The sequence below is a fragment of the Vibrio sp. CB1-5 genome, from assembly GCF_059412285.1.
Genome location: NZ_JBJHPB010000030.1, coordinates 37,863 through 58,977, shown reverse-complemented (window position 1 = coordinate 58,977; position 21,115 = coordinate 37,863). Strand labels below are relative to the sequence as shown.

Annotated in this window: 17 protein-coding genes and 1 other annotated feature; of the genes, 9 read left to right on the top strand and 8 right to left on the bottom strand. The window is 46.4% G+C overall.

The annotated features are described in order from the left end of the window. Positions 1-360: 360 nt before the first annotated feature. The 3 genes from clpB to rluD form a co-directional block, all read right to left on the bottom strand. Positions 361-2,934: an ATP-dependent chaperone ClpB gene (gene clpB / locus ACJB0T_RS18360; protein ID WP_479288808.1), complete on the bottom strand. Its 2,574-nt coding sequence runs from the start codon at positions 2,932-2,934 to the stop codon at positions 361-363. A gap of 84 nt (positions 2,935-3,018) precedes the next feature. Then, the gene (gene pgeF, locus ACJB0T_RS18355; protein WP_479292194.1) at positions 3,019-3,741 is read right to left on the bottom strand and encodes a peptidoglycan editing factor PgeF; all 723 of its coding nucleotides are present in this window, start codon (positions 3,739-3,741) and stop codon (positions 3,019-3,021) included. 5 nt (positions 3,742-3,746) lie between these two features. Continuing rightward, positions 3,747-4,721: a 23S rRNA pseudouridine(1911/1915/1917) synthase RluD gene (rluD, locus tag ACJB0T_RS18350; protein WP_479288807.1), complete on the bottom strand. Its 975-nt coding sequence runs from the start codon at positions 4,719-4,721 to the stop codon at positions 3,747-3,749. 130 nt (positions 4,722-4,851) lie between these two features. On the opposite strand from rluD, the gene bamD reads away from it, so the two are divergent. The 4 genes from bamD to pheA all read left to right on the top strand — a co-directional run bounded on the left by bamD (position 4,852) and on the right by pheA (position 9,237). Next, entirely contained in the window at positions 4,852-5,577 is a 726-nt protein-coding gene (gene bamD / locus ACJB0T_RS18345; RefSeq protein WP_479288806.1) for an outer membrane protein assembly factor BamD, read from the top strand. A 113-nt stretch (positions 5,578-5,690) separates the two neighbouring features. After that, the gene (locus ACJB0T_RS18340; protein ID WP_479292192.1) at positions 5,691-7,154 is read left to right on the top strand and encodes an MltF family protein; all 1,464 of its coding nucleotides are present in this window, start codon (positions 5,691-5,693) and stop codon (positions 7,152-7,154) included. A 287-nt stretch (positions 7,155-7,441) separates the two neighbouring features. Beyond that, positions 7,442-7,774, top strand: a complete 333-nt coding sequence (hpf, locus tag ACJB0T_RS18335; RefSeq protein WP_112459827.1) for a ribosome hibernation-promoting factor, HPF/YfiA family — start codon at positions 7,442-7,444, stop codon at positions 7,772-7,774. A 139-nt stretch (positions 7,775-7,913) separates the two neighbouring features. Further along, positions 7,914-8,035 (top strand) — a sequence feature (Phe leader region). Between the two features lie 11 nt (positions 8,036-8,046). Next, positions 8,047-9,237 carry a prephenate dehydratase gene (gene pheA / locus ACJB0T_RS18330; RefSeq protein ID WP_042503061.1) on the top strand — a complete coding sequence of 397 codons (1,191 nt, stop codon included), beginning with the start codon at positions 8,047-8,049 and terminating at the stop codon, positions 9,235-9,237. 57 nt (positions 9,238-9,294) lie between these two features. Here pheA and ACJB0T_RS18325 read toward each other — a convergent pair whose 3' ends face one another. After that, entirely contained in the window at positions 9,295-9,954 is a 660-nt protein-coding gene (locus tag ACJB0T_RS18325; RefSeq protein WP_042503077.1) for a YiaD family glycine zipper/OmpA-like lipoprotein, read from the bottom strand. Positions 9,955-10,145: 191 nt separating this feature from the next. Between ACJB0T_RS18325 and yjjX the strand changes: the two genes are divergently transcribed. Continuing rightward, positions 10,146-10,661 carry an inosine/xanthosine triphosphatase gene (gene yjjX / locus ACJB0T_RS18320; RefSeq protein ID WP_479288805.1) on the top strand — a complete coding sequence of 172 codons (516 nt, stop codon included), beginning with the start codon at positions 10,146-10,148 and terminating at the stop codon, positions 10,659-10,661. 56 nt (positions 10,662-10,717) lie between these two features. On the opposite strand, the gene trpR is transcribed toward yjjX, so the two are convergent. Both trpR and sltY read right to left on the bottom strand, forming a co-directional pair. Further along, positions 10,718-11,005 carry a trp operon repressor gene (gene trpR, locus ACJB0T_RS18315; protein WP_042503059.1) on the bottom strand — a complete coding sequence of 96 codons (288 nt, stop codon included), beginning with the start codon at positions 11,003-11,005 and terminating at the stop codon, positions 10,718-10,720. Between the two features lie 71 nt (positions 11,006-11,076). Next, positions 11,077-13,035 carry a murein transglycosylase gene (sltY, locus tag ACJB0T_RS18310; protein ID WP_479288804.1) on the bottom strand — a complete coding sequence of 653 codons (1,959 nt, stop codon included), beginning with the start codon at positions 13,033-13,035 and terminating at the stop codon, positions 11,077-11,079. 302 nt (positions 13,036-13,337) lie between these two features. On the opposite strand from sltY, the gene ettA reads away from it, so the two are divergent. Then, on the top strand, positions 13,338-15,005 hold the full coding sequence (gene ettA / locus ACJB0T_RS18305; RefSeq protein ID WP_479288803.1) for an energy-dependent translational throttle protein EttA: 1,668 nt from the start codon (positions 13,338-13,340) through the stop codon (positions 15,003-15,005). A gap of 149 nt (positions 15,006-15,154) precedes the next feature. After that, positions 15,155-16,162 (top strand): M23 family metallopeptidase, encoded by a 1,008-nt coding sequence (locus ACJB0T_RS18300; protein ID WP_479288802.1) that lies wholly within the window; start codon positions 15,155-15,157, stop codon positions 16,160-16,162. Positions 16,163-16,222: 60 nt separating this feature from the next. Here the strand turns inward: ACJB0T_RS18300 and tyrA are convergent, their stop codons facing one another. Further along, positions 16,223-17,350, bottom strand: coding sequence for a bifunctional chorismate mutase/prephenate dehydrogenase (gene tyrA / locus ACJB0T_RS18295; protein ID WP_479288801.1), 1,128 nt, complete (start codon positions 17,348-17,350; stop codon positions 16,223-16,225). An 8-nt stretch (positions 17,351-17,358) separates the two neighbouring features. Continuing rightward, complete coding sequence (locus ACJB0T_RS18290; RefSeq protein ID WP_479288800.1) at positions 17,359-18,432, bottom strand: 3-deoxy-7-phosphoheptulonate synthase; 1,074 nt, start codon at positions 18,430-18,432, stop codon at positions 17,359-17,361. A gap of 249 nt (positions 18,433-18,681) precedes the next feature. Between ACJB0T_RS18290 and ACJB0T_RS18285 the strand changes: the two genes are divergently transcribed. After that, positions 18,682-20,385: a LytS/YhcK type 5TM receptor domain-containing protein gene (locus ACJB0T_RS18285; protein WP_479288799.1), complete on the top strand. Its 1,704-nt coding sequence runs from the start codon at positions 18,682-18,684 to the stop codon at positions 20,383-20,385. After that, positions 20,382-21,107: a two-component system response regulator BtsR gene (gene btsR / locus ACJB0T_RS18280; RefSeq protein WP_479288798.1), complete on the top strand. Its 726-nt coding sequence runs from the start codon at positions 20,382-20,384 to the stop codon at positions 21,105-21,107. Before ACJB0T_RS18285 ends, btsR begins: the two co-directional genes overlap by 4 nt. Positions 21,108-21,115 lie beyond the last annotated feature (8 nt).

The window sequence follows — 21,115 nt, the reverse complement described above, 5'->3', positions numbered from 1 at the left end:
AGTGCCCACACAGATTGATAGGTTTATATTGTTAAAGAGCTTGTTTCGAGCTTCGGACTGAGCGCCCCTCTCAAAACGGATGGCCATTTTAGCGAGATAAGCTTTAGTGTCAACCACTTTTTCAACTTATTTTGCTTAGCTTCCTTAGAAGCTTTTGACCTTCTGACTCGTTGGAGATTTATCTCTCCGTTCCCGTGTCAGCGAGGTGGCATTATAGAGATCGCCATTCACTTGGCAAGCGCTAAATTACACTAAATTCACTTTTTCTTTCCGTTCGCACACAAATAAACCAGAACGCCCAAAAAAGACACAAAAAAAGGGAGTGACCTCCCCTTTTATTCACCAAACGCTAGTAAACTACTATTGGCCAACCGCAATTTTATCGTTATTAACGATAAGTTTTACCGGTTTAGTTGGATCCACCTTGCCCGCTAGTATCTCTTTCGCGAGTGGATTCTCAATACTTTGCTGAATGGCGCGTTTTAAAGGTCTTGCACCATACACAGGGTCATACCCCACTTTAGCAATATAATCGAGAGCCGCATCTGCCACGATCAACGAGTACCCACTGTCTTCCATTCGTTTGCCTAAACGCTCAAGCTGAATGTTAGCAATCGACTTAATGTGCTGCTGACCTAGAGGATGGAATACCACACTTTCATCTACACGGTTTAAGAACTCAGGTCTAAAGTGAGATGTCACTACATCCATTACTTCTCGCTTAATACCGTCATAATCGAGAACTTGGAAATTCTCTTGGATTCTCGACGATCCTAAGTTCGACGTCATGATGATGACAGTGTTTCTGAAATCCACCGTACGACCTTGCCCATCGGTAAGGCGACCATCATCTAATACTTGTAGAAGAATATTAAAGACATCTGGATGCGCTTTTTCTACCTCATCAAGTAAGATCACCGAATATGGCTTACGTCTCACCGCTTCCGTTAAATAGCCACCTTCTTCATAGCCAACATAACCAGGAGGAGCACCGACTAGTCGCGCCACCGAATGTTTCTCCATGAACTCAGACATGTCGATACGCACTATGGCATCTTCACTGTCGAACATGAAGTTGGCGAGCGTTTTACACAGCTCTGTTTTACCCACACCTGTCGGACCTAAGAATAAGAACGAACCAATAGGCTTATTAGGGTCGGCAAGACCTGCTCGACTACGACGAATCGCATCGGAAACCACTTCCACCGCTTCCGCCTGACCAATGACGCGTTTATGCAGAACCTCTTCCATACGAAGCAGTTTGTCTTTTTCTGCTTCTAGCATTTTAGATACTGGAATACCGGTTTGCTTCGACAACACTTCTGCTATTTCAGCGTCTGTCACTTTGTTGCGAAGCAGACTCATCTCCTGCATCTCGGCTTGCGTCGCTAGGTCTAGCTGTTTCTCTAGCTCTGGGATACGTCCGTATTGAAGCTCAGACATACGGTTTAGATCTCCGGCACGCCGTGCCACATCCATATCTAATCTTGCTTGTTCCAACTCAGCTTTAATATGCTGCGTACCCGAAAGTGCCGCTTTTTCTGCATTCCATACTTCTTCAAGCTCAGCATAGTCACGCTCTTTAGTGTGCAGCTCTTCATTTAGTGCAGAAAGGCGCTTGCTACTTGCATCATCCGACTCGTTTTTCAGCGCTTGCTGTTCTATTTTAAGCTGGATGATTTTACGCTCGAGCTTATCTAATGACTCTGGCTTGGAATCAATTTGCAGACGAATGCTCGACGCGGCTTCATCAATTAGATCAATAGCCTTATCAGGTAACTGTCGATCGGTTACGTAACGATGGGAAAGGCTAGCAGCCGCTACAATTGCTGGATCCGTGATTTCTACATGATGATGCAATTCGTAGCGTTCTTTAAGTCCACGAAGAATCGCCACTGTGTCTTCAACACTTGGCTCATCCACCAGCACTTTTTGGAATCGTCTCTCAAGCGCAGCATCTTTCTCTATATATTGACGATATTCGTCTAGAGTCGTCGCGCCAACACAATGTAACTCACCTCGGGCAAGTGCTGGTTTGAGCATATTGCCGGCATCCATTGAGCCTTCGCCTTTACCTGCCCCAACCATGGTGTGCAGTTCATCGATAAATAGAATGATGTTGCCTTCTTCTTTAGCAAGCTCATTAAGTACCGATTTCAAACGTTCTTCAAATTCACCACGATATTTGGCGCCAGCGACCAAAGAGCCCATATCAAGTGATAGAACTCGGCGACCACGTAAGCCTTCCGGTACTTCATTATTGATAATACGCTGAGCTAAGCCTTCAACAATGGCGGTTTTACCCACACCCGGTTCACCAATAATGACTGGATTATTTTTGGTACGACGCTGCAATACTTGAATCGTTCGGCGGATCTCATCGTCACGGCCAATCACAGGGTCAAGTTTGCCCTGCTCGGCTCGTTCGGTCAGATCAATCGTGAACTTTTCTAGCGCTTGGCGTTTTTCTTCTGCGTTTGGATCATCAACCTTTTGACCGCCACGGATCTGCTCAATGGCTTGGTTGACCTTCGCTTCCGTTAGACCTTGCGCTTTAAGTAATTGACCTAACGCGCCTTTGTCTTCGATAGCCGCAAGCAAGAAAATCTCAGAGGAGATATATGCATCTTGGCGTTTTTGAGCCACCTTGTCACACAGATTGAATAGCTGACCCATTGAGCTAGATAGCTGAACATCACCACCTACGCCCGTCACTTTTGGTAGCTTATCCAGCAGCTCTGCCAGTTTTGAGCGCAACTGCACAACATCAACGTTCAACATTGTCAGCAATGGACGAATAGAACTGCCCTCTTGATTGAGCAAAGCAACCATGAGATGAACAGGTTCAATATATTGATGGTCTCGCCCTAGAGCTAGAGACTGAGCATCAGAAATAGCGACTTGGAATTTGCTAGTAAATCGATCTAAGCGCACAGCAACCCCCTATAATTACATACGGCTTGATATGCAAATAAGATGGTTACTCAGATTGAGGATTTCAAGAGAGGGAATGGAAAATCAGGCGTTGATCCAAATAAAGCTCGCCATACGGCCAGTTTTCCCATCGCGTCGATAAGAATAAAAACGAGTAGGATCCTCGAAAGTACAAAGCCCGCTCTGAGTCACTGAATTTACTCCAAGCGACTTAAGCTTCATCTCGGCAATCGATGCTAAGTCCGCGAGCCACTTACCCGATGTCGGATGCGGCTTGAATGCGATAGCGTATTCAGGGTGGCTTGCACAAAATGCCTCACGAACATCTTCACCGACCTCAAAACTATCAAAGCCAATGGCAGGACCAATCCAAGCTTGCAGATCAGACTCGAAAAGAGACACTGCATTTTCAACAATGCCATCAGCAAGGCCACGCCAGCCTGCATGGACTGCAGAAACCGCAGTGCCGTCGTTGGCCGCAAGCAAAATAGGCAAGCAGTCTGCGGTCATCGCACTAAGCACAACACCTGGCCGCGTCGTAAAACTCGCATCGCCATTGATAACGACATCAGTAGGAGTTGCAATATTAGCAACGACAGTGGAGTGGGTTTGATTAAGCCAAACTGGCGCGGATGGCATGTTCGCTAACGCTGCTAGTTGAGCTCTATTCGCCTCAATATCTGCAGGGTTATCACCAACATGCATTCCTAGATTCAACCCAGAGAACGGCGCTTTCGATACACCACCTTCTCTAGTTGAAGTCACAGCACTCACATGCGGTGCTGTGTGCCAATTTGGCTTAAGAATCGACATTAATAGTCTTCTTCTTTATTCAGCTTTGTATCTTCACGAAGCGCTTCAGCCATTGCCACCATATCGTCAGGCACAGGTGCGTGGAACTCCATTTCTTCGCCAGTCACTGGGTGAGCAAACTTCAGCATTACCGCGTGCAGTGCTTGACGGTCGAAGCTACGGATCATATCCGTTAGCTCTTCACTCGCACCACGTGGGATACGCGCACGACCACCGTAAGCGGTATCACCTAAAAGTGGGTGTTGTAAGTAAGACATGTGTACACGGATCTGGTGGGTACGCCCCGTTTCTAGACGTAGTCTGATACGGGTATGCTCACGGAAATGCTCCGCAACACGGTAGTGAGTCACCGCCGGCTTACCGAGTTCATTTACCGCCATCAACGTACGTTTCGTAGAATGGCGACCAATTGCCTTATCCACCATACCACCTGCGGTCATTTTGCCGATCGCAATCGCTTCGTACTCACGAGTAATGTTACGTTTTTGCAGAGCTCGAACCAAACGCGTTTGCGATGGAACCGTCTTCGCCACCACCATCAAACCTGTGGTGTCTTTATCGAGACGGTGAACGATACCTGCACGTGGTACTTCCGCGATAGCTGGGTAGTGATGCAAAAGCGCATTCAGAACCGTGCCATCTGGCGTCCCTGCTCCAGGATGAACAACGAAATCTCTTGGCTTATTGATGACAATGATGTCATCATCCTCGTAAACGATGTTTAGAGGAATATCTTGCGCTTCGAAGCGTTCTTCATCTTCTAGTTCAGCTTGAACGGTAATCAGTTCACCGCCCATCACCTTAGTGCGAGGCTTGGTAACCACTTCACCGTTAACCGCAATTTTTCCGTCAAGTAGCCATTCTTTCAGGCGTGAACGAGAAAAATCTGCGAAGAGTTCAGCTACAGCTTGGTCTAAACGTTGACCTAACTGGCTGTCTTTTACTGTATTTGTTAATTCAATCTGCTGAGCCATATCGAACTTTTTAAAAAACCTTGGGACTAATACCACGAGTGTGGATAATATAGTCCATCATTGTATCTGTTACTGGCAAGAAAAGTAATGGAAGCGGAAAAATATTTACGTCAAGGAAACTCGTTCTCGTATGAAACTACTTAAACTAACAGGCTTGCTTTCTATAGCTTTGTTGTTTGGTTGTGCTGACAAAGAAGTCACCGTCCCAGATGTCCCGCCGTCTCAGTTGTATTCAGAGGCTCAAGAGTCACTGCAAGGTGGTAACTGGACGTCAGCCATTGAGCGCCTTGAAGCGCTAGACTCTCGTTACCCATTTGGTGCTTACACTGAGCAGGTACAGCTCGACCTTATTTACGCCTACTATAAGAACGACGACCTGCCTCTAGCGCTTGCGACCATCGAACGTTTTTCTCGTCTAAACCCTACGCATGAGCGTTCGGATTGGGTTCTGTATATGCGCGGCCTAAGCCATATGGCGCAAGATCGTAACTTTATGCACGACATCTTCCGTATCGACCGTTCTGACCGAGATCCTGAGCCAGTTAAAGCCGCGTTCGCCGATTTCGACCGCTTGCTTAAACGCTATCCGAACAGTGCCTACGCAGAAGATGCTGCAAAACGCATGGTGGCACTAAAGAATCGTCTCGCGAATTACGATTTGGCAACGGCAGATTTCTACCTACGACGTGAAGCTTGGATCGCTGCGATCAATCGCACACAAGAGCTTCAAAAAACCTATCCAGATACTGAGGCTGCACGTAAGTCACTCAGCATTCAGAAGCAAGCCTATGAAGAGCTTGGCATGAAAGAGCAAGTCGAACGAACCGAAAAGCTCATGGAGCTCAACCCTATATAATGGGTTAAACCTTTAACAAAAGCGTTGTGTCATCAGCGCTTTTTTTGTGCCTAAGTTGGCGAAAATCCTTTTTCATTTATATAGTTATCATTAGGATATGTAGTGAAAAAGGAATTGAAGTGAAAGCGCTACTACTGGTTATTGTTTTCGTTGTCTTCTCGCTACCACTGCGAGCACTAGAACTCAGCCCATTAAGGAACACCCCTTATACCGGGGATTTAAACACACTATCTGAAAAGCGAGTACTGCGGGTACTAGTCTCAGCCGATCTCGGCTTTTATTACATTGAGAAAGGGCAGCCTAGGGGAATTGGTGCCGAACAGCTTTATCACTTCGAGAAGCATTTAAAGAAAAGATTTCCAAAACTCAAAGTACAAGTTATACCCGTAACACGCGATGATCTTATCCCTGCGCTGGTCAATGGTTACGGCGACCTCATTGTTGCTAACCTTACCGTAACCCCGGCTCGTGAAGCCGTGATCGAGTTCAGTCGTCCTGTACTCAACAATATCGATGAGCTCATCATCACAAGCGACGACTACCCTACTCTTTTGAGCCCCGAAGACTTAAGCGGCAAAGAAGTATGGGTGCGCGCCAGCTCAAGCTACTTTGAGAGCCTACAAGAGCTCAATAAAGCACTAACTGAAGAGGGACGCACTCCTGTATTGGTCCAATACATTGAAGAGACATTACAAGATTACGAACTGGTCGAGATGGTCAAGCAAGGGCTAATCAGCGCTACGGTTCTTGATAGCCACAAAGCCTATTTTTGGAACAAAACCTTTGATGATTTGAACATTCATAGCGGTATTCCACTGCGTAGCGGCGGAAAAATAGCTTGGGCGATGCGCAAAGACAGCCCCAAGCTTGCGGAGCAAGTCAATGCTTACATCAAAACAGCGAAAGAAGGGACGCTGCTTGGCAATGTTATCTATAACAAGTACCTAGAGAATACTTCATGGTTTGCAAAAGCGCTTGATCCCAAAAATATTGATCAACTAGATAAGCTAGTTTCACTGTTTAAAAAGTACGCCGACCAATACGACTTCGATTTTCTCATGATTGCAGCACAAGCATTTCAAGAATCACGCCTCAATCAAAATAAGATATCGCCAAAAGGTGCGGTTGGCATTATGCAAGTGTTACCAAGTACGGCTCGAGATAAGAACGTCAACATTAGAAACATCAACAACATAGATAACAACGTCCATGCTGGGGTCAAATATTTACGCTTTATCCGCGATCGCTATTTTAGTGATGATGCCATTAGCGAAGATGACAAAGTCTACCTATCGCTGGCTGCTTATAACGCCGGTCCCGGCAATATATTACGCATGAGGCGCTTAGCCGAAAAGCACGGTTACGATCCCAATAAATGGTTTGGCAACGTCGAACTCATGGCGCGCCGCAATATTAGCTCCGAGCCCGTTACCTATGTAGCCAACATCAATCGATACTTTGTTATCTACAAACAATTGGAGTCATTGCAGGAGATCCGCGAAGAGCAACAGGCTAAAAATCAAGACATCGAATTCTATAGAGTACTGGGGGGAAGCAAGGAGGAAACCACCAAGTGACAAAGATCACACTTTATCGGTGAGCATTTAATAGACAGTGACTTTTCTTAGGTCGTACTAAGTCGCCAAAAATGGGGAATTTTCAGAACGCTACTCTATCCAAATTAATGACTTTTGGAGGAAAGAAAAGGCTTTTTTACTGTTAACGATACAAAGTTTTGCGATAGATCACATTTAGATTTGGACATCAAAAACCATTACACGAAAGTGATCTAGATCACATTATTTTCGGTCTGGATAAGTAATCTGGAGTTAACCCATGAGGGATGCAACAGAGGAAAAAACATATGAGAGTAAACATCACTGGTAAAAACATTGAGATCACCTCTGCAATCCGTGAGCATATCGAAAGCAAATTTAAGAAGTTAGAAAAGTGGCAAGTCGACATCATCAGCTGCCAAACTGCTTTCAACGAAGAGCCAAACAAACAGATGAAATTCGAAGCGGCCATTACGGTACCCAAAGGCAAGCTTGTCGCTTCCGCTACTCATGAAGATTTATACGCTGCCGTTAACGAGGTTGAACAGAAGTTAGAACGTCAGCTAAACAAACTAAGACACAAGCCAGAAGCTCGCCGCACAGAGAAACCAGAGCTAGCTGAAGTAGAAGAAGTCGAATAATTCGGTCGTCTTAGCGAATAGCAATTCAATTTAGTCATCATTATATAGCGCCTACGGGCGCTATTTTTTTGCTTGACGCTCCATGCTCCCTTGCTTATTGTGGGGCTTAGCCAATACAAAATGATAAACAACGATTTATGCGCCCAATTATTCTGTTCTTTTTTGACTTCTTTTTTCTCCACTAGGCTTGGAGGCTTCTTCGTTTTCGAAAGAAAAGTCAAAAACGAACGGAAAGCCTCCCAAACGGGAGGCTTTTTTATAAGGATTATTTGATGACCGACACTAAGTATTCTCTTGACGATATTCGCCTGCGACTCAACGAGTTGGATGACAACCTGCTGCAACTGCTATCCGAGCGCCGTAAGCTCAGTATTGAAGTGGCCAAAAGTAAGGTACAGACTTCAAAGCCGGTTCGTGATGCCGCTCGTGAGCAGCAGCTACTCGTTAAGCTGATTAACAATGGTAAAGATAAATACGAGCTTGATGCGCCATACATCACCAAGATTTTTCACACTATCATTGAAGACTCAGTGTTACTTCAACAGGTCTACCTGCAAAATCTCGCCAACCCAGACCAGAGCAGAAAGCCAGTCGCACGCGTCGCATTCTTAGGTGCCAAAGGCTCATACTCGCACTTGGCAAGTCGTGACTACTTCTCTCGCAAAAACACCGAATTAGTAGAGCTTAACTGCGATCAGTTTAAAGAAGTCATCAAAACCGTTGAATCCGGCCATGCAGATTACGGTGTGCTTCCCATTGAGAACACGAGCTCAGGTTCCATCAACGAAGTGTTCGATTTACTTCAGCACACGACACTGCACATCGTTGGCGAAATCACCCAACCGATTGAACATTGTCTCGTGGCGACCAAAGAGCTGCGTCTTGAAGACATCAAAACGCTCTATTCACACCCACAGCCACATCAGCAATGCAGTGAGTTTTTGAGCCGTTTAAAAGGCGTGACTTTAGAGTCTTGTGCGAGCACAGCAGATGCGATGCAAAAGGTGCAACAGCTAAACCGGGATGACGTGGCGGCTATCGGCCATGCTGCAAGCGGCAAGCTTTATGGGCTGCAGTCTATTCAAGGCAACATTGCCAACCAAACCGAAAACCATACGCGCTTTATTATCGTAGCGAGAAAGCCAGTCGAAGTGTCTGCACAAATTCCGGCGAAAACCACCTTCATTATGGCGACGTCACAGGAAGCGGGCTCACTGGTGGAAACCCTATTGGTACTGCAGCGTTATGGCATCAACATGACCAAGCTGGAGTCACGTCCTATCATGGGTAACCCGTGGGAAGAGATGTTTTATGTCGACGTGGAAGGCCATAAAGATTCTGAGGCGATGAAGTGCGCGGTCGATGAACTAGTGAAGATCACTAAGCACTTAAAAGTACTTGGCTGCTACCCTATCGACAATGTCAAACCAGTCATTCCCGATCTGACCGATAAGAAAGACTAAAACAAAAATCCCTAGGCACGACCTAGGGATTTTTTTATGTCATTTAAAAAGCACCGCTTATGTAAGAGGCAAGATCTTGATCTCTACGCGTCGATTGCATTGGCGTCCTTCCGTCGTAGCATTGCTACAGATAGGGAAGCGCTCACCCATACCGCGCGCCACCGCACGGCCAGGAGCAACATTTTGGCTAACGAGGAAAGCGCGAACTTGCTCAGCGCGCTTCTCAGAGAGCTCTTGGTTGTAGCTCGCGCTGCCAGTACTATCGGTGTAACCGTCAATCACTAGGCTAGTATCAGGATATTCAACCAAAATGCGCGCCACGCCTTGCAGCGTTTTATGAATGTTGCGATCTAACGCGTGTGAGTTACTTGCAAAGCCAATACCATTTTCAAGGCGAAGTACGAGCTGATTGTCACCAGTACGTTCAACTTGTACACCAGAATTTAGCAGCTCTTGGCGAAGAGCTTTTTCCTGCTGATCGAAATAGTAACCTGCACCGCCACCAATGGCAGCACCACTCGCCGCACCTAGTAAAATGCCTTTACTATCACCACCCGAGGCGATACCCACTGCAGTGCCTGCAATGGCACCAATTACAGCACCTTTGGTTGCAGAGTTCGTTTCGTATTCACCGGTTGTGGCATTTTGACGCTGCGTTGCCTGACAACCTGCCAGCGTCATAATTCCCAAAGCCACCACTACTTGTTTTAATTTCATATCCATTGTCTCTTGTCGATGTTTCTGACTCAGAAAACAGAATATCATACCATAAAAATTATATTCGTTGTTAATTGGAACTTCAAATAAGCTCAATAGCAGAGTACGGATATTGAAAAATTTAATGACATGACTAGGGAAGATTTACGTTAGAATTAGGTTGTTACGTTCTCTACATGGATATGTCTGTCATGAAAAAGGTTGTCATCGCCTCGCTTAATCCCGCCAAAATTAATGCTGTAAAAAGCGCATTTGAGTCGGCTTTTCCAAACCAAAGTTTTGAGTTTGAGGGCGTCAGCGTTCCAAGTGGTGTAGCCGATCAACCCATGGCCAACGAAGAAACACGCCGCGGTGCAGTAAACCGAGTCAATAACGCGAAGCAGTCTAAGCAAGGTGGCGATTACTACGTAGGGATTGAAGCCGGACTTGACGGTGGCTGCACATTTGCGTGGATGGTGATTGAATCTCAAGGCTTGATTGGTGAATCACGAAGCGCCAGTTTAATGCTACCACCAGCGGTCGTAGAGCAGCTGTCACCCACCGTTGAGCTTGGGGATGTAATGGACAAAACATTTGGTACCGACAACATCAAGCAAAAAGGCGGAGCCATTGCGCTGCTCACACAGCACCAGCTCACTCGAAGCTCGGTGTATCATCAAGCGTTAATACTGGCTTTAATTCCTTTCGTTAACCCTGAGCATTTCTAGTCGCCAGCTTTCTATCGCTTAACGCCTAAAAAAATGAGCGAGACTCAAAGGTCTCGCTATTTAAGTAATAAGTCGCTAAGCGCGTTCTTGTCGGCGTCCTCAAGACGTTTCACTTCTGCACTGCCGCGAGTAATTGTCGCAACACCCACCCCTAACATCTGGCTAATTTGACGCTGAGATAAGTCACCCTTTAGCAGCTCACACAAAATATTAACGCGAGCAGTCACCGCTTCACGCTCGTCAGGTGTCAGTAGTAGAGTCATTAACTGCGCTTGCTGCTCTGTACTTTGTGAGCGTTGGATCAGGTCGAGAACTTGTTGCCAGTCTTGGTATTGAGGTTCCATGAATCATTCCATTAGATACTTGCAATACTCCATTCTAACCCCAAGCTCGCGCCATTGCCTAGCTTAGGGTGTCAGTAACGCCTTTTCGCCTCAGCATCGGTTAGGAAACTTCCCTGAACACCCATGAGATCGCGGTAGTACACTTGAAACATCAGAATGTTCTGAACATAACCACGAGTCTCTCTAAATGGTATCGCTTCGATAAACGCGATGGCATCTAAATTGCCATCGGATGCCGCACGCCAGCGTTTAACTCGGTTGGGTCCAGCATTATAAGCCGCAAGCGCAAAAATTCGATTGTCGTCGTAGTTCCCAAGTAACTCATTTAAGTAATGCGAGCCGATTTCAATGTTTTTGCCTACCTGATAAAGCTCGCTCGTGCGCTTGTAGGCTATCTTATGCTTCTTGGCGGTATACTTAGCCGTAGCGGGCATAATTTGCATTACCCCTCTTGCGCCTACAGGTGAACGAGCTTCCACATCCATTGCACTCTCTTGTCTTGCCAAAGACATAAGAAGATCCTTGTCTAGGCCTAGCTTGTCACCATAGAACTTAAACCACCATGCATGTGCCTGTGGAAAACGAAGACTCATGTTGTCCCACATTTTAGCTGAAATGGTTGCGACGACCGTAAGATGATGCCAACGCTTTTTACCTGCATACGCTGCCAGCATCTCTTTATCTGATGTGGATACTCTGGACAGCAAAAATCGCCATTCAGATTTTGCTGCAGCAATTTTATCGCGCGCAATTAACTCTTCGATGCGTGTTAAGCTCGTTTGGTATGGCGCTATCGCGGCGTTATCGAGCGTGGTGGTAGAAATAGGATAGACAATCGAATGCTTGAGCTGTACTGCAGCCGCCGCACTATAGAAATTGCGCTGCCCGACAATTGATTCCAACCGTTTTTCACCCTGCGCTTTATCGCCACGACTGATCTCCGCTCTCGCAAGCCAATACTGCCAGCGACTGCTCTGCTTAGCTTTATCACTGAGCCTGCCAATCCATTGCTCTAGCCCCTTCCAATCGGCCTGTTGCACCGCTAATCGAGCGCGGCGTTCTAAATACGCATCGCTGCTGGATTTCACCAAGATACTGTCGCGCCATTTGGCTTCGCTATCTGAATCGGTAGTAACAAACCGCATTGCCACGTACTCATTCATCGTCTGCTTGAGTTCTGGGGTCAATTGACTGTTTTTATTAAGCGAAGCTAGCGCTGTGCGTGCTTGCTCTTTGTCACTGCGAGCGAGCTTTTGCAAAGCAAGCTCGGTGAGAGTGGAACGATTGGGTTCAGGGAAGCTGCTTGAAGCAAACTTGGTCACCGTTTTCGATGACTTAAACAAGCTTTGAACCTGCTTACCTTGTTGTTTACCTTTCGACGTTTTTAGCTGTTTATTCAGATAGTTAATCAAAGATCCATTGCGACGTTGAAAGGCCAGCGTCATTCTCTCGATAACCAGGTCATCGCTGCGCAGCCCTGCTTTGTTCCACGTATCAAATAGAGGCTCACAAGCGCTATCAACACTGTCACCACTTTTCCACAATGTTTTGGCGCCCTCATAGGCCGAATCCGTATCGCCTGTTTTTAACTGAGCATAGTGGTAGTGACATTGGTAACGTTCACCACTTGGGTAACTGGTTTGAAACGAGAGCAGATCTTCCCAACGCTTCTGTCTGGCGAGCTGGTCTACAAAAGGGGCTCGAATGCGTGATGAAAAAGGGAAGGTCTGATGTTTCTCGATAAACCGGTTCACTTGCGAAACAGATTTGTCAGCTAACTGCAGCGAAAATACGCGATAATCGACATAAGGTGTTAAGGGGTAATCCGCGATTTGCGGACGGATTTTGTTGTAACCGTTGACGTTTCTACTATCAATTAGTTCTTGCGCCATATCGTAGGCAGTACGCTGGCGTTCTAACTTATTTTCAGAGGCAAGCGCGCTACTCATTAGCGCCGGTAAAGCCAGAGTCACGATAGCTCCGTAAGCGATACTAATGAGCGGCTTCGGGTATCGTTGTTTAGAATTCATGTAACCGTTCCTTCGATGCTGTAACAGTTGACCGGGAGATGCATTGTTATTGTTTTCTGTGCCGCTGTGTCAGCCGGTGTTGAGTGCATGGTCAAACTTCAATTTAAGACCAAATAGGTCAACTTTCCAATGGCTTTGTTATTAAGAATTTGTTTCTGACTGTTTGTTACGCAATGACGGAGACAAGTAGTGTAATTGATGTACGCATTATCCAAAGGAATCTCCGAAGTAAAATTGAAAGGATTCCGCTCGGTGGTGTAAAATAGGAACTTTATTGACTTCAAAATTAGGAACGATCGGCAATGGCTGAATACGTCTATACTATGTCGCGCGTGAGCAAAGTGGTACCACCAAAGCGACAGATCCTTAAGGACATTTCTCTAAGCTTCTTCCCTGGCGCGAAAATCGGTGTACTTGGTCTTAACGGTGCAGGTAAATCGACACTGCTACGCATCATGGCAGGTATTGATACTGACATCGATGGTGAAGCACGCCCACAACCAGGCCTAAACGTAGGTTACCTACCTCAGGAGCCGGTACTAGACGAATCAAAAACGGTTCGTGAAATCGTTGAAGAAGCGGTTGCTGACGTTGCAGGTGCGATGAAGCGTCTTGACGAAGTTTACGCAGCTTACGCAGAACCAGATGCCGACTTTGATGCACTAGCAAAAGAGCAAGGTGAACTGGAAGCGCTGATTCAAGCGAAAGAAGGCCATAACCTAGAGAACGCGCTAGAGCGTGCTGCAGATGCACTTCGTCTTCCTGAGTGGGATGCGAAGATCCAACACCTTTCTGGTGGTGAGCGTCGTCGTGTTGCTATCTGTCGCCTACTGCTTGAGAAGCCAGACATGCTGCTTCTTGACGAACCAACCAACCACTTGGATGCTGAATCTGTAGCTTGGCTAGAGCGCTTCCTTGTTGATTACACTGGCACCGTTGTGGCGATTACCCACGACCGTTACTTCCTAGATAACGCAGCGGGTTGGATCCTAGAACTTGACCGTGGTGAAGGTATTCCATGGGAAGGTAACTACACCTCTTGGCTTGAGCAAAAAGATGCGCGTCTACAACAAGAAGCGTCTTCAGAGAAAGCTCGTCAAAAGACCATCGAGAAAGAACTTGAGTGGGTTCGTCAAAACCCTAAAGGTCGCCAAGCGAAGTCTAAAGCACGTATGGCACGCTTTGAAGAGCTGCAAAGCGGCGATCACCAGAAGCGTAACGAGACTAACGAGCTGTTCATCCCGCCAGGTGAGCGTCTAGGTGACAAAGTTCTTGAAGTGAACAACCTAACTAAGTCTTTCGACGGCCGTGTTCTTATCGATGACCTATCATTCAGCATTCCTAAGGGTGCTATCGTAGGTATTATCGGTGCCAACGGTGCAGGTAAATCAACGCTATTCAAGATGCTAAGCGGCACTGAGCAGCCAGATTCAGGTACGATCGACCTAGGTGAAACCGTTAAGTTGGCGTCTGTTGAGCAGTTCCGTGACTCAATGAACGATACTAATACTGTATTCCAAGAGATCTCTGAAGGCGCTGACATCATCAAGATCAACAACTTTGAGATCCCAGCTCGTGCTTACTGCTCGCGCTTTAACTTCAAAGGCAGCGACCAACAGAAGATCATCGGTGAGCTATCTGGTGGTGAGCGTAACCGTGTTCACCTTGCTAAGCTTCTTAAAGCTGGCGGTAACATGCTGCTACTCGATGAACCAACCAACGACCTTGACGTTGAAACACTACGTGCACTAGAAGAAGCACTTCTAGAGTTCCCGGGCTGTGCCATGGTTATCTCGCACGACCGTTGGTTCCTAGACCGTATCGCAACACACATCATCGACTACCGTGACGAAGGTCAGGTTAACTTCTACGAAGGTAACTACACCGAGTACATGGAATGGTTGAAGAAGACGCTTGGTCCTGAAGCCGCTGAACCACACCGTATCAAATACAAGCGCATCTCAAAATAATCACCCATATTTGAGTTAAACTTGTTTTTTTCCTAGAGGGCACCGATAATGGCGCCCTCTTTTTTTTGTGATTTCGCACCATAAATCAGCGAAATTTACTGAAAATTCACCTTATTTTATAGACACACTGTCTTTTATGAACTGTCACTATGCCTAATAAGATCCGGGTTGTTATCCCGACACAACAAGGAAAGAAGAGAACGCTGCGCCTAGGGAAAAAGCGCACTTATACAGCGATCTTACTTGCTGCGGCTTTTCCTGTAGGTTTAGGCTTAGTTGGCTATTCATATCAACAGTCTCAACTTGAGCTGACCTCGACAGAAGGCTCATTGGTGAGTCTTAATCAAGAAAAAGCGGAGCTCGAGGCGAAGCTGGAAGAGCAAGTGAATGAAATGCACGCACTCTCTCAAGAGCTTGAAGAAAAACGTGATTCATTGCAGCTTCTGGGTAAACGCGTTAACGATGTGGAAGCCGTACTTGGTCTTGTCGATGAAGAGCAATATGACAGTGAAATGCCATTAGAAGAACGCATAGATGCGGCAGCTATTGACTCAGCCGTGCGCGCGACCATGCTAAGACTCATTCCCAACGATAGTCCGATGACTTATCAGCGCATCTCTTCTTCTTATGGTCGACGTACGCACCCTATTACCGGTAAGCGTCATGTTCATAGTGGTATCGACTTAACCTGTAAAACTGGTGAACAGATTTTAGCGCCCGCAGACGGCGTCGTTGAAACCGTAAGGCCTAGCCGCCAAGGTTATGGTAACTATCTCACCGTACGTCACGCCTTTGGTTTTATGAGCTCTTACGCTCACCTAAACAAGTTCAAAGCTAAAAGTGGTCAGTTTGTAAGTAAAGGGGATGTACTTGCTACCTGTGGCAACAGCGGCACCTCAACAGGCCCGCACCTTCACTATGAAATCCGCTTCTTGGGTCGTACTTTAAACCCTCAGTACTTTATCGATTGGAGTCCAGAAAACTTTGATTATGTCTTTGAGAAAGAGAAAAAAGTACAGTGGGCGCCATTGATTGAATTGGTTAGTAGTGTGGTTAAGCTTCAGATTAACCTGACCAATGCGCCGTATGTGGATTCGTCGATTAAGACTGCAGGTAATGAAGAAGTCGACGCGATAAACACCGAACAGACCAACTAAAAAAACGCAGCTAACTAGCTGCGTTTTTTTATCTCATTTCTACTCGACGTATTTCGTCAATTAACCACGATGAATCGCATCATTTGCCTGTTTAAGTAGATTCTGACTCTCAGACATAAACTGCTGTGAGTAATCACCAAACCAATCGCTGACCTCATTAAACTCAGTCACGAACTTAGCTTTGTCCTTGCTGTCGAGTAGCGCTAACGCTTCGCCAAACTGTTTGTGGAAACATTTGATCATCTCAATGTTTTCATCCGACGACATAATAATATCACCGTAAAGCGTTGGGTCTTGCGCAAACAGTCTACCAACCATCGCAAGCTCTAAGCGGTAGATCGGTGAACTCAATTTGACTAGCGTATCAAGGTCTGGGTTTTGCTGGCTCAGATGGCGACCGTAGGCGAACGAGGTGAAGTGGCGCAGTGCCTGAATAAGCGTCATACCTTTGTCGTGCTGCTCAGCAGAGATCTCACACAGACTCGCACCCCAAATTTTGAACTGTTCGAGTAGCCATTGGTACTCGGCTTCTTGTCTACCATCACAGTAAACAATAACCTGCTTAGCAAGACTTGGAACATCAGGCCCGAACATTGGGTGCAGGCCTACAACCGGACCTTGGTGAACATTGAGCATGGCATTGAGTGGCTTAGATTTAACAGACGTTAAATCACACAAAATGCAGTCTTCTGGCAGGTTACCAAGCTTCTCAATCACCCCTTCTGTTAGGTGAATAGGCACCGTCACAACCACTAGACCAGCATTGTCTAAGATCTCGTCGGCGCGATCCCAATCTTGGCTGCCAAGTACTTTGACTTGATAGCCAGACAAGGTAAACATACGACCAAACAAGCCACCCAACTGTCCTTTACCACCTACGATCACAACCGAACGCAATTCTGGGTTAAGACACTTAAAGCCTGAGTCTTTCTCACTGGCATAAGACTCACGCATGGTGCGGCGTAGGATGTCCTCAATTAGTTGAGGAGGCACACCCTTTTTCTCCGCTTCTTCGCGGCGAGAGGCCAGCATGGCTGCTTCTCTATCCGGGGCATAGATGGGTAAGCCATGTCGGCTCTTTACTTCACCGACTTGCTCCACAAGAGATAGACGCTTTGCCAAAAGCTCAAGCATCTGCTTATCAACGTCATCGATTTGGTCACGCAATGCGTTCAGTTCAGCAGCCATGGATGTCATTATTCCTTAATACGATTTTCCAAGAATGGGACGAGCTCAGTATGAGCATGACGTAATAGTGCCTCAGTTGAATCCCAATTGATACACGCATCGGTGATAGACACGCCGTATTGCATTTCGCTCAGAGGAATATCGCTGCTCTGGTTACCTTCGTTAAGATGACTTTCAATCATCAGACCGATAATCGATTTATTGCCTTCACGGATTTGGTGAATTACATCCTCAGCAACCAATGGTTGACGACGGTAGTCTTTGCGTGAGTTAGCGTGGCTACAATCGACCATCAATGATGCATCTAGGTTCGATTTGGCAAGCTCTTGCTCACATTCAGTCACAGACACCGAATCGTAGTTGGTTTGTTTGCCGCCACGAAGAATCACGTGACCGTTAGCGTTACCTTGAGTCGTCAATAGTGCTACCTGACCTTCACGGTTAATACCCATGAAGCGGTGGCTTGAAGATGCCGCTTGCATCGCATTAATTGCGGTGGCTAGGCTGCCATCGGTGCCGTTTTTAAAGCCGATAGGCATAGACAGACCACTCGCCATTTCGCGGTGTGTTTGTGATTCTGTGGTACGTGCACCAATTGCTGCCCATGAGAAGGTATCCGCTAGGTACTGTGGACTGATTGGGTCTAGCGCTTCAGTTGCCAGAGGGATTTCCATTTCTGCCAGTTCTACCAGCAGCTCTCGACCTACATGCAGACCGTGCTCAATGTCGAACGTACCATCAAGTTGAGGATCGTTGATAAGACCTTTCCAACCCACAGTGGTACGTGGCTTTTCAAAGTAAACTCGCATTACGATGTAAAGTTGGTCACTCAGCTGTTCCGAGAGTGCTTTTAGACGCTTGGCGTATTCTTTTGCCGCTTCGATATCATGAATAGAGCAAGGGCCGCAAACCACTAATAGGCGATGGTCTTTTTTATGGATGATGTTGGCGATAGTTTCACGGGAGTCTTGAATGAACTTGCGCGCTTTTTCACTAAGCGGTAGTTTTTGTTTTAGCTGTTCCGGCGTGATCAGTACCTGTTCGTCACTGATATTAATATTACTGAGTTCGCTCTTTTTCATTTTGCTACCTGTAAATTTATTTTTACGCCGAACTTTTATCATTTCCATGTTCAGCAAAGCGTTAATTGGTAATATACATAGATAAAAAACACATGCAAGCGTAAACTTAAAAAAACACCAAATGTAAATATAAGTTTACAATGGTTCATCTCTAGTTAGCTTTCGCTCTGCGATCAGACTTCGACACCAGCCTCTCCTCTTTGTCCACACTTGAGTTACAATAAAACCATCGAGGTTGAGGTGGTATCCATGGACTTAATTATCTCTCTATTGCAACAGATGTGCGTTTATCTGATGCTGGCTTATATGCTCAGCAAAACGCCCCTGTTTCTGCCGCTGTTTAGCGTGACCAATCGCTTGAGTCATAAATTCAGCATCTACGTGCTGTTCTCTTCATTTTGTATTCTTGGCACTTACTTTGGCCTTCAGATCGACGATGCGATTGCCAATACACGAGCCATTGGTGCAGTCATGGGTGGACTATTTGGTGGACCAGTCGTCGGTTTTGCAGTGGGCTTTACTGGGGGAATGCACCGCTACACATTGGGCGGCTTCACGGATGTCGCTTGTGCTATCTCAACCACTGCTGAAGGGGTCATTGGTGGCATCATGCACCTTTACTTCCTTCATAAGGGAAAGAAAGAGCAACTATTCAATCCATTAGTGGTGCTCTACGTGACCTTTGTCGCCGAAGTGGTGCAGATGCTGATTATCTTGATAGTCGCTAAACCGTTCGATCAAGCTTACGCACTCGTCTCCAATATCGCAGCACCAATGATCATTGCCAACTCGGTAGGCGCTGCGCTGTTTATGAGCATACTGCAAGATCGTAAAACCATCTTTGAAGAGTACTCGGCAACCTTTTCACGTCGCGCTTTGAATATTGCGGAGCGCTCGGTGGGGATTTTGGTGCACGGTTTTAACTCCGACAATGCCAGTAAAATTGCACGTATCATCTACGAAGAAACCAACGTCGGTGCTGTTGCCATTACCGATCGAGAGAAGATTCTGGCGTTTGTTGGTATTGGCGCAGACCATCATAAACTCAACCGTCCCATCTCATCGCAAAGCACCCTCGACTCGATGAGCAACAACGATATCATCTACCTTGACGGTAAGGAAAACCCCTATCAATGCTCGATCTCCAAAGACTGCAAGCTAGGTTCAGCACTGATCATTCCACTACGTACAGGTGATGAAGTGATTGGCACCATAAAGCTGTACGAGCCGAAACGAAAGCTGTTCTCGACTATTAACATGTCGATGGCAGAAGGGATTGCCCAGCTACTCTCTAGTCAGATCCTGCATGGTGATTACATCCACAAGCAAACCTTGCTAAACCAAGCGGAAATTAAGCTGCTGCATGCACAAGTCAATCCACACTTTTTGTTCAATGCACTGAATACCATTAGCGCGATTACCCGTCGTGACCCCGATAAAGCGCGCAGTCTGATCCAGCACTTGTCGCAGTTCTTCCGCAGTAACCTAAAACAAAACATTGAGACGGTGACACTTAAAGAAGAACTCGCACACGTCAATGCTTACCTAACCATAGAGAAAGCCCGGTTTACCGACCGCTTAGAAGTAGATATCGATATCAGTCCCGAGCTACTTGACCAAACCGTGCCTAGCTTTACCCTGCAGCCATTGGTTGAAAATGCCATTAAGCACGGTATCTCTAACCTTCTTGAAGGTGGATCAATTCGAATCTTCAGTGAACGCTGTGAACAAGGTTACCGACTTACAGTGGAAGACAACGCCGGTACCTACCTGCCACCTGAGCCTAGTCATCAAGGTTTAGGAATGCAGATAGTCGATAAACGCCTGCGCAATCAATTTGGACGTGACTCAGCGCTAAAAATTGAAGTCGAAAACCAGCAACACACACGGATGAGCTTTATTATTCCAGCGCCCGTAAACTCAGACGATAAAAGGACGGCTATCGCTTCATGACACGGTTAACCGCAATAGTAATTGATGATGAGCTATTTGCTCGTGAGGAGCTTATTGAGCTTTTATCTGAGTTTGAGCAGATTGAGATCATCGATCAGGCCAGCAACGCAATCGAAGGTTTGAAGAAAATCAATCAACACAAGCCTGATGTTGTGTTCCTTGATATACAGATGCCACAGATCACCGGCATTGAGCTTTTGAGTATGTTAGATCCAGATACTATGCCGAATGTCGTATTTGTCACTGCGTATGACCAGTACGCAATCCAAGCCTTCGAAGATAATGCGTTCGATTATCTGCTTAAGCCTGTCGACCCTTGTCGTTTAGCCAAAACCGTCAAGCGCCTAAACAAACGCGATATACCCCAAACAGAAAGCTTTGACCCCATCGCACCAAAGGCGCTCGACCAAATTCCCTGTTCTGGTCACAACCGTATCGTCATTATTGCCACCAAAGATGTAGAGTTTGCCTATAGTGACCTTTCAGGTGTGCACGTACAAACGGCGATTCAGAAAGCGACCTCGCAATTAACGCTGAAGGTGATTGAAGATAAGACGTCGCTTATTCGCTGTCATCGCCAGTTTTTGGTCAATGTAAAGGCGATTAAAGAGATCAAGCTATTGGAAAACGGGCTGGCGGAGATCATTACGCAAAGCGACCATCCAATACCTGTGAGTCGCCGGTATTTGAAGGCGTTGAAAGAGACGTTAGGGTTCCATTAAACTCTTAC

Coding starts and splice junctions, on each gene's coding strand:
- rluD (WP_479288807.1), bottom strand. CDS start 4,721: ATGGCTCAGCAGATTGAATTAACAAATACAGTAAAAGACAGCCAGTTA.
- bamD (WP_479288806.1), top strand. CDS start 4,852: ATGAAACTACTTAAACTAACAGGCTTGCTTTCTATAGCTTTGTTGTTT.
- hpf (WP_112459827.1), top strand. CDS start 7,442: ATGAGAGTAAACATCACTGGTAAAAACATTGAGATCACCTCTGCAATC.
- pheA (WP_042503061.1), top strand. CDS start 8,047: ATGACCGACACTAAGTATTCTCTTGACGATATTCGCCTGCGACTCAAC.
- ACJB0T_RS18325 (WP_042503077.1), bottom strand. CDS start 9,954: ATGAAATTAAAACAAGTAGTGGTGGCTTTGGGAATTATGACGCTGGCA.
- yjjX (WP_479288805.1), top strand. CDS start 10,146: ATGAAAAAGGTTGTCATCGCCTCGCTTAATCCCGCCAAAATTAATGCT.
- trpR (WP_042503059.1), bottom strand. CDS start 11,005: ATGGAACCTCAATACCAAGACTGGCAACAAGTTCTCGACCTGATCCAA.
- sltY (WP_479288804.1), bottom strand. CDS start 13,035: ATGAATTCTAAACAACGATACCCGAAGCCGCTCATTAGTATCGCTTAC.
- ettA (WP_479288803.1), top strand. CDS start 13,338: ATGGCTGAATACGTCTATACTATGTCGCGCGTGAGCAAAGTGGTACCA.
- ACJB0T_RS18300 (WP_479288802.1), top strand. CDS start 15,155: ATGCCTAATAAGATCCGGGTTGTTATCCCGACACAACAAGGAAAGAAG.
- tyrA (WP_479288801.1), bottom strand. CDS start 17,350: ATGGCTGCTGAACTGAACGCATTGCGTGACCAAATCGATGACGTTGAT.
- ACJB0T_RS18290 (WP_479288800.1), bottom strand. CDS start 18,432: ATGAAAAAGAGCGAACTCAGTAATATTAATATCAGTGACGAACAGGTA.
- ACJB0T_RS18285 (WP_479288799.1), top strand. CDS start 18,682: ATGGACTTAATTATCTCTCTATTGCAACAGATGTGCGTTTATCTGATG.
- btsR (WP_479288798.1), top strand. CDS start 20,382: ATGACACGGTTAACCGCAATAGTAATTGATGATGAGCTATTTGCTCGT.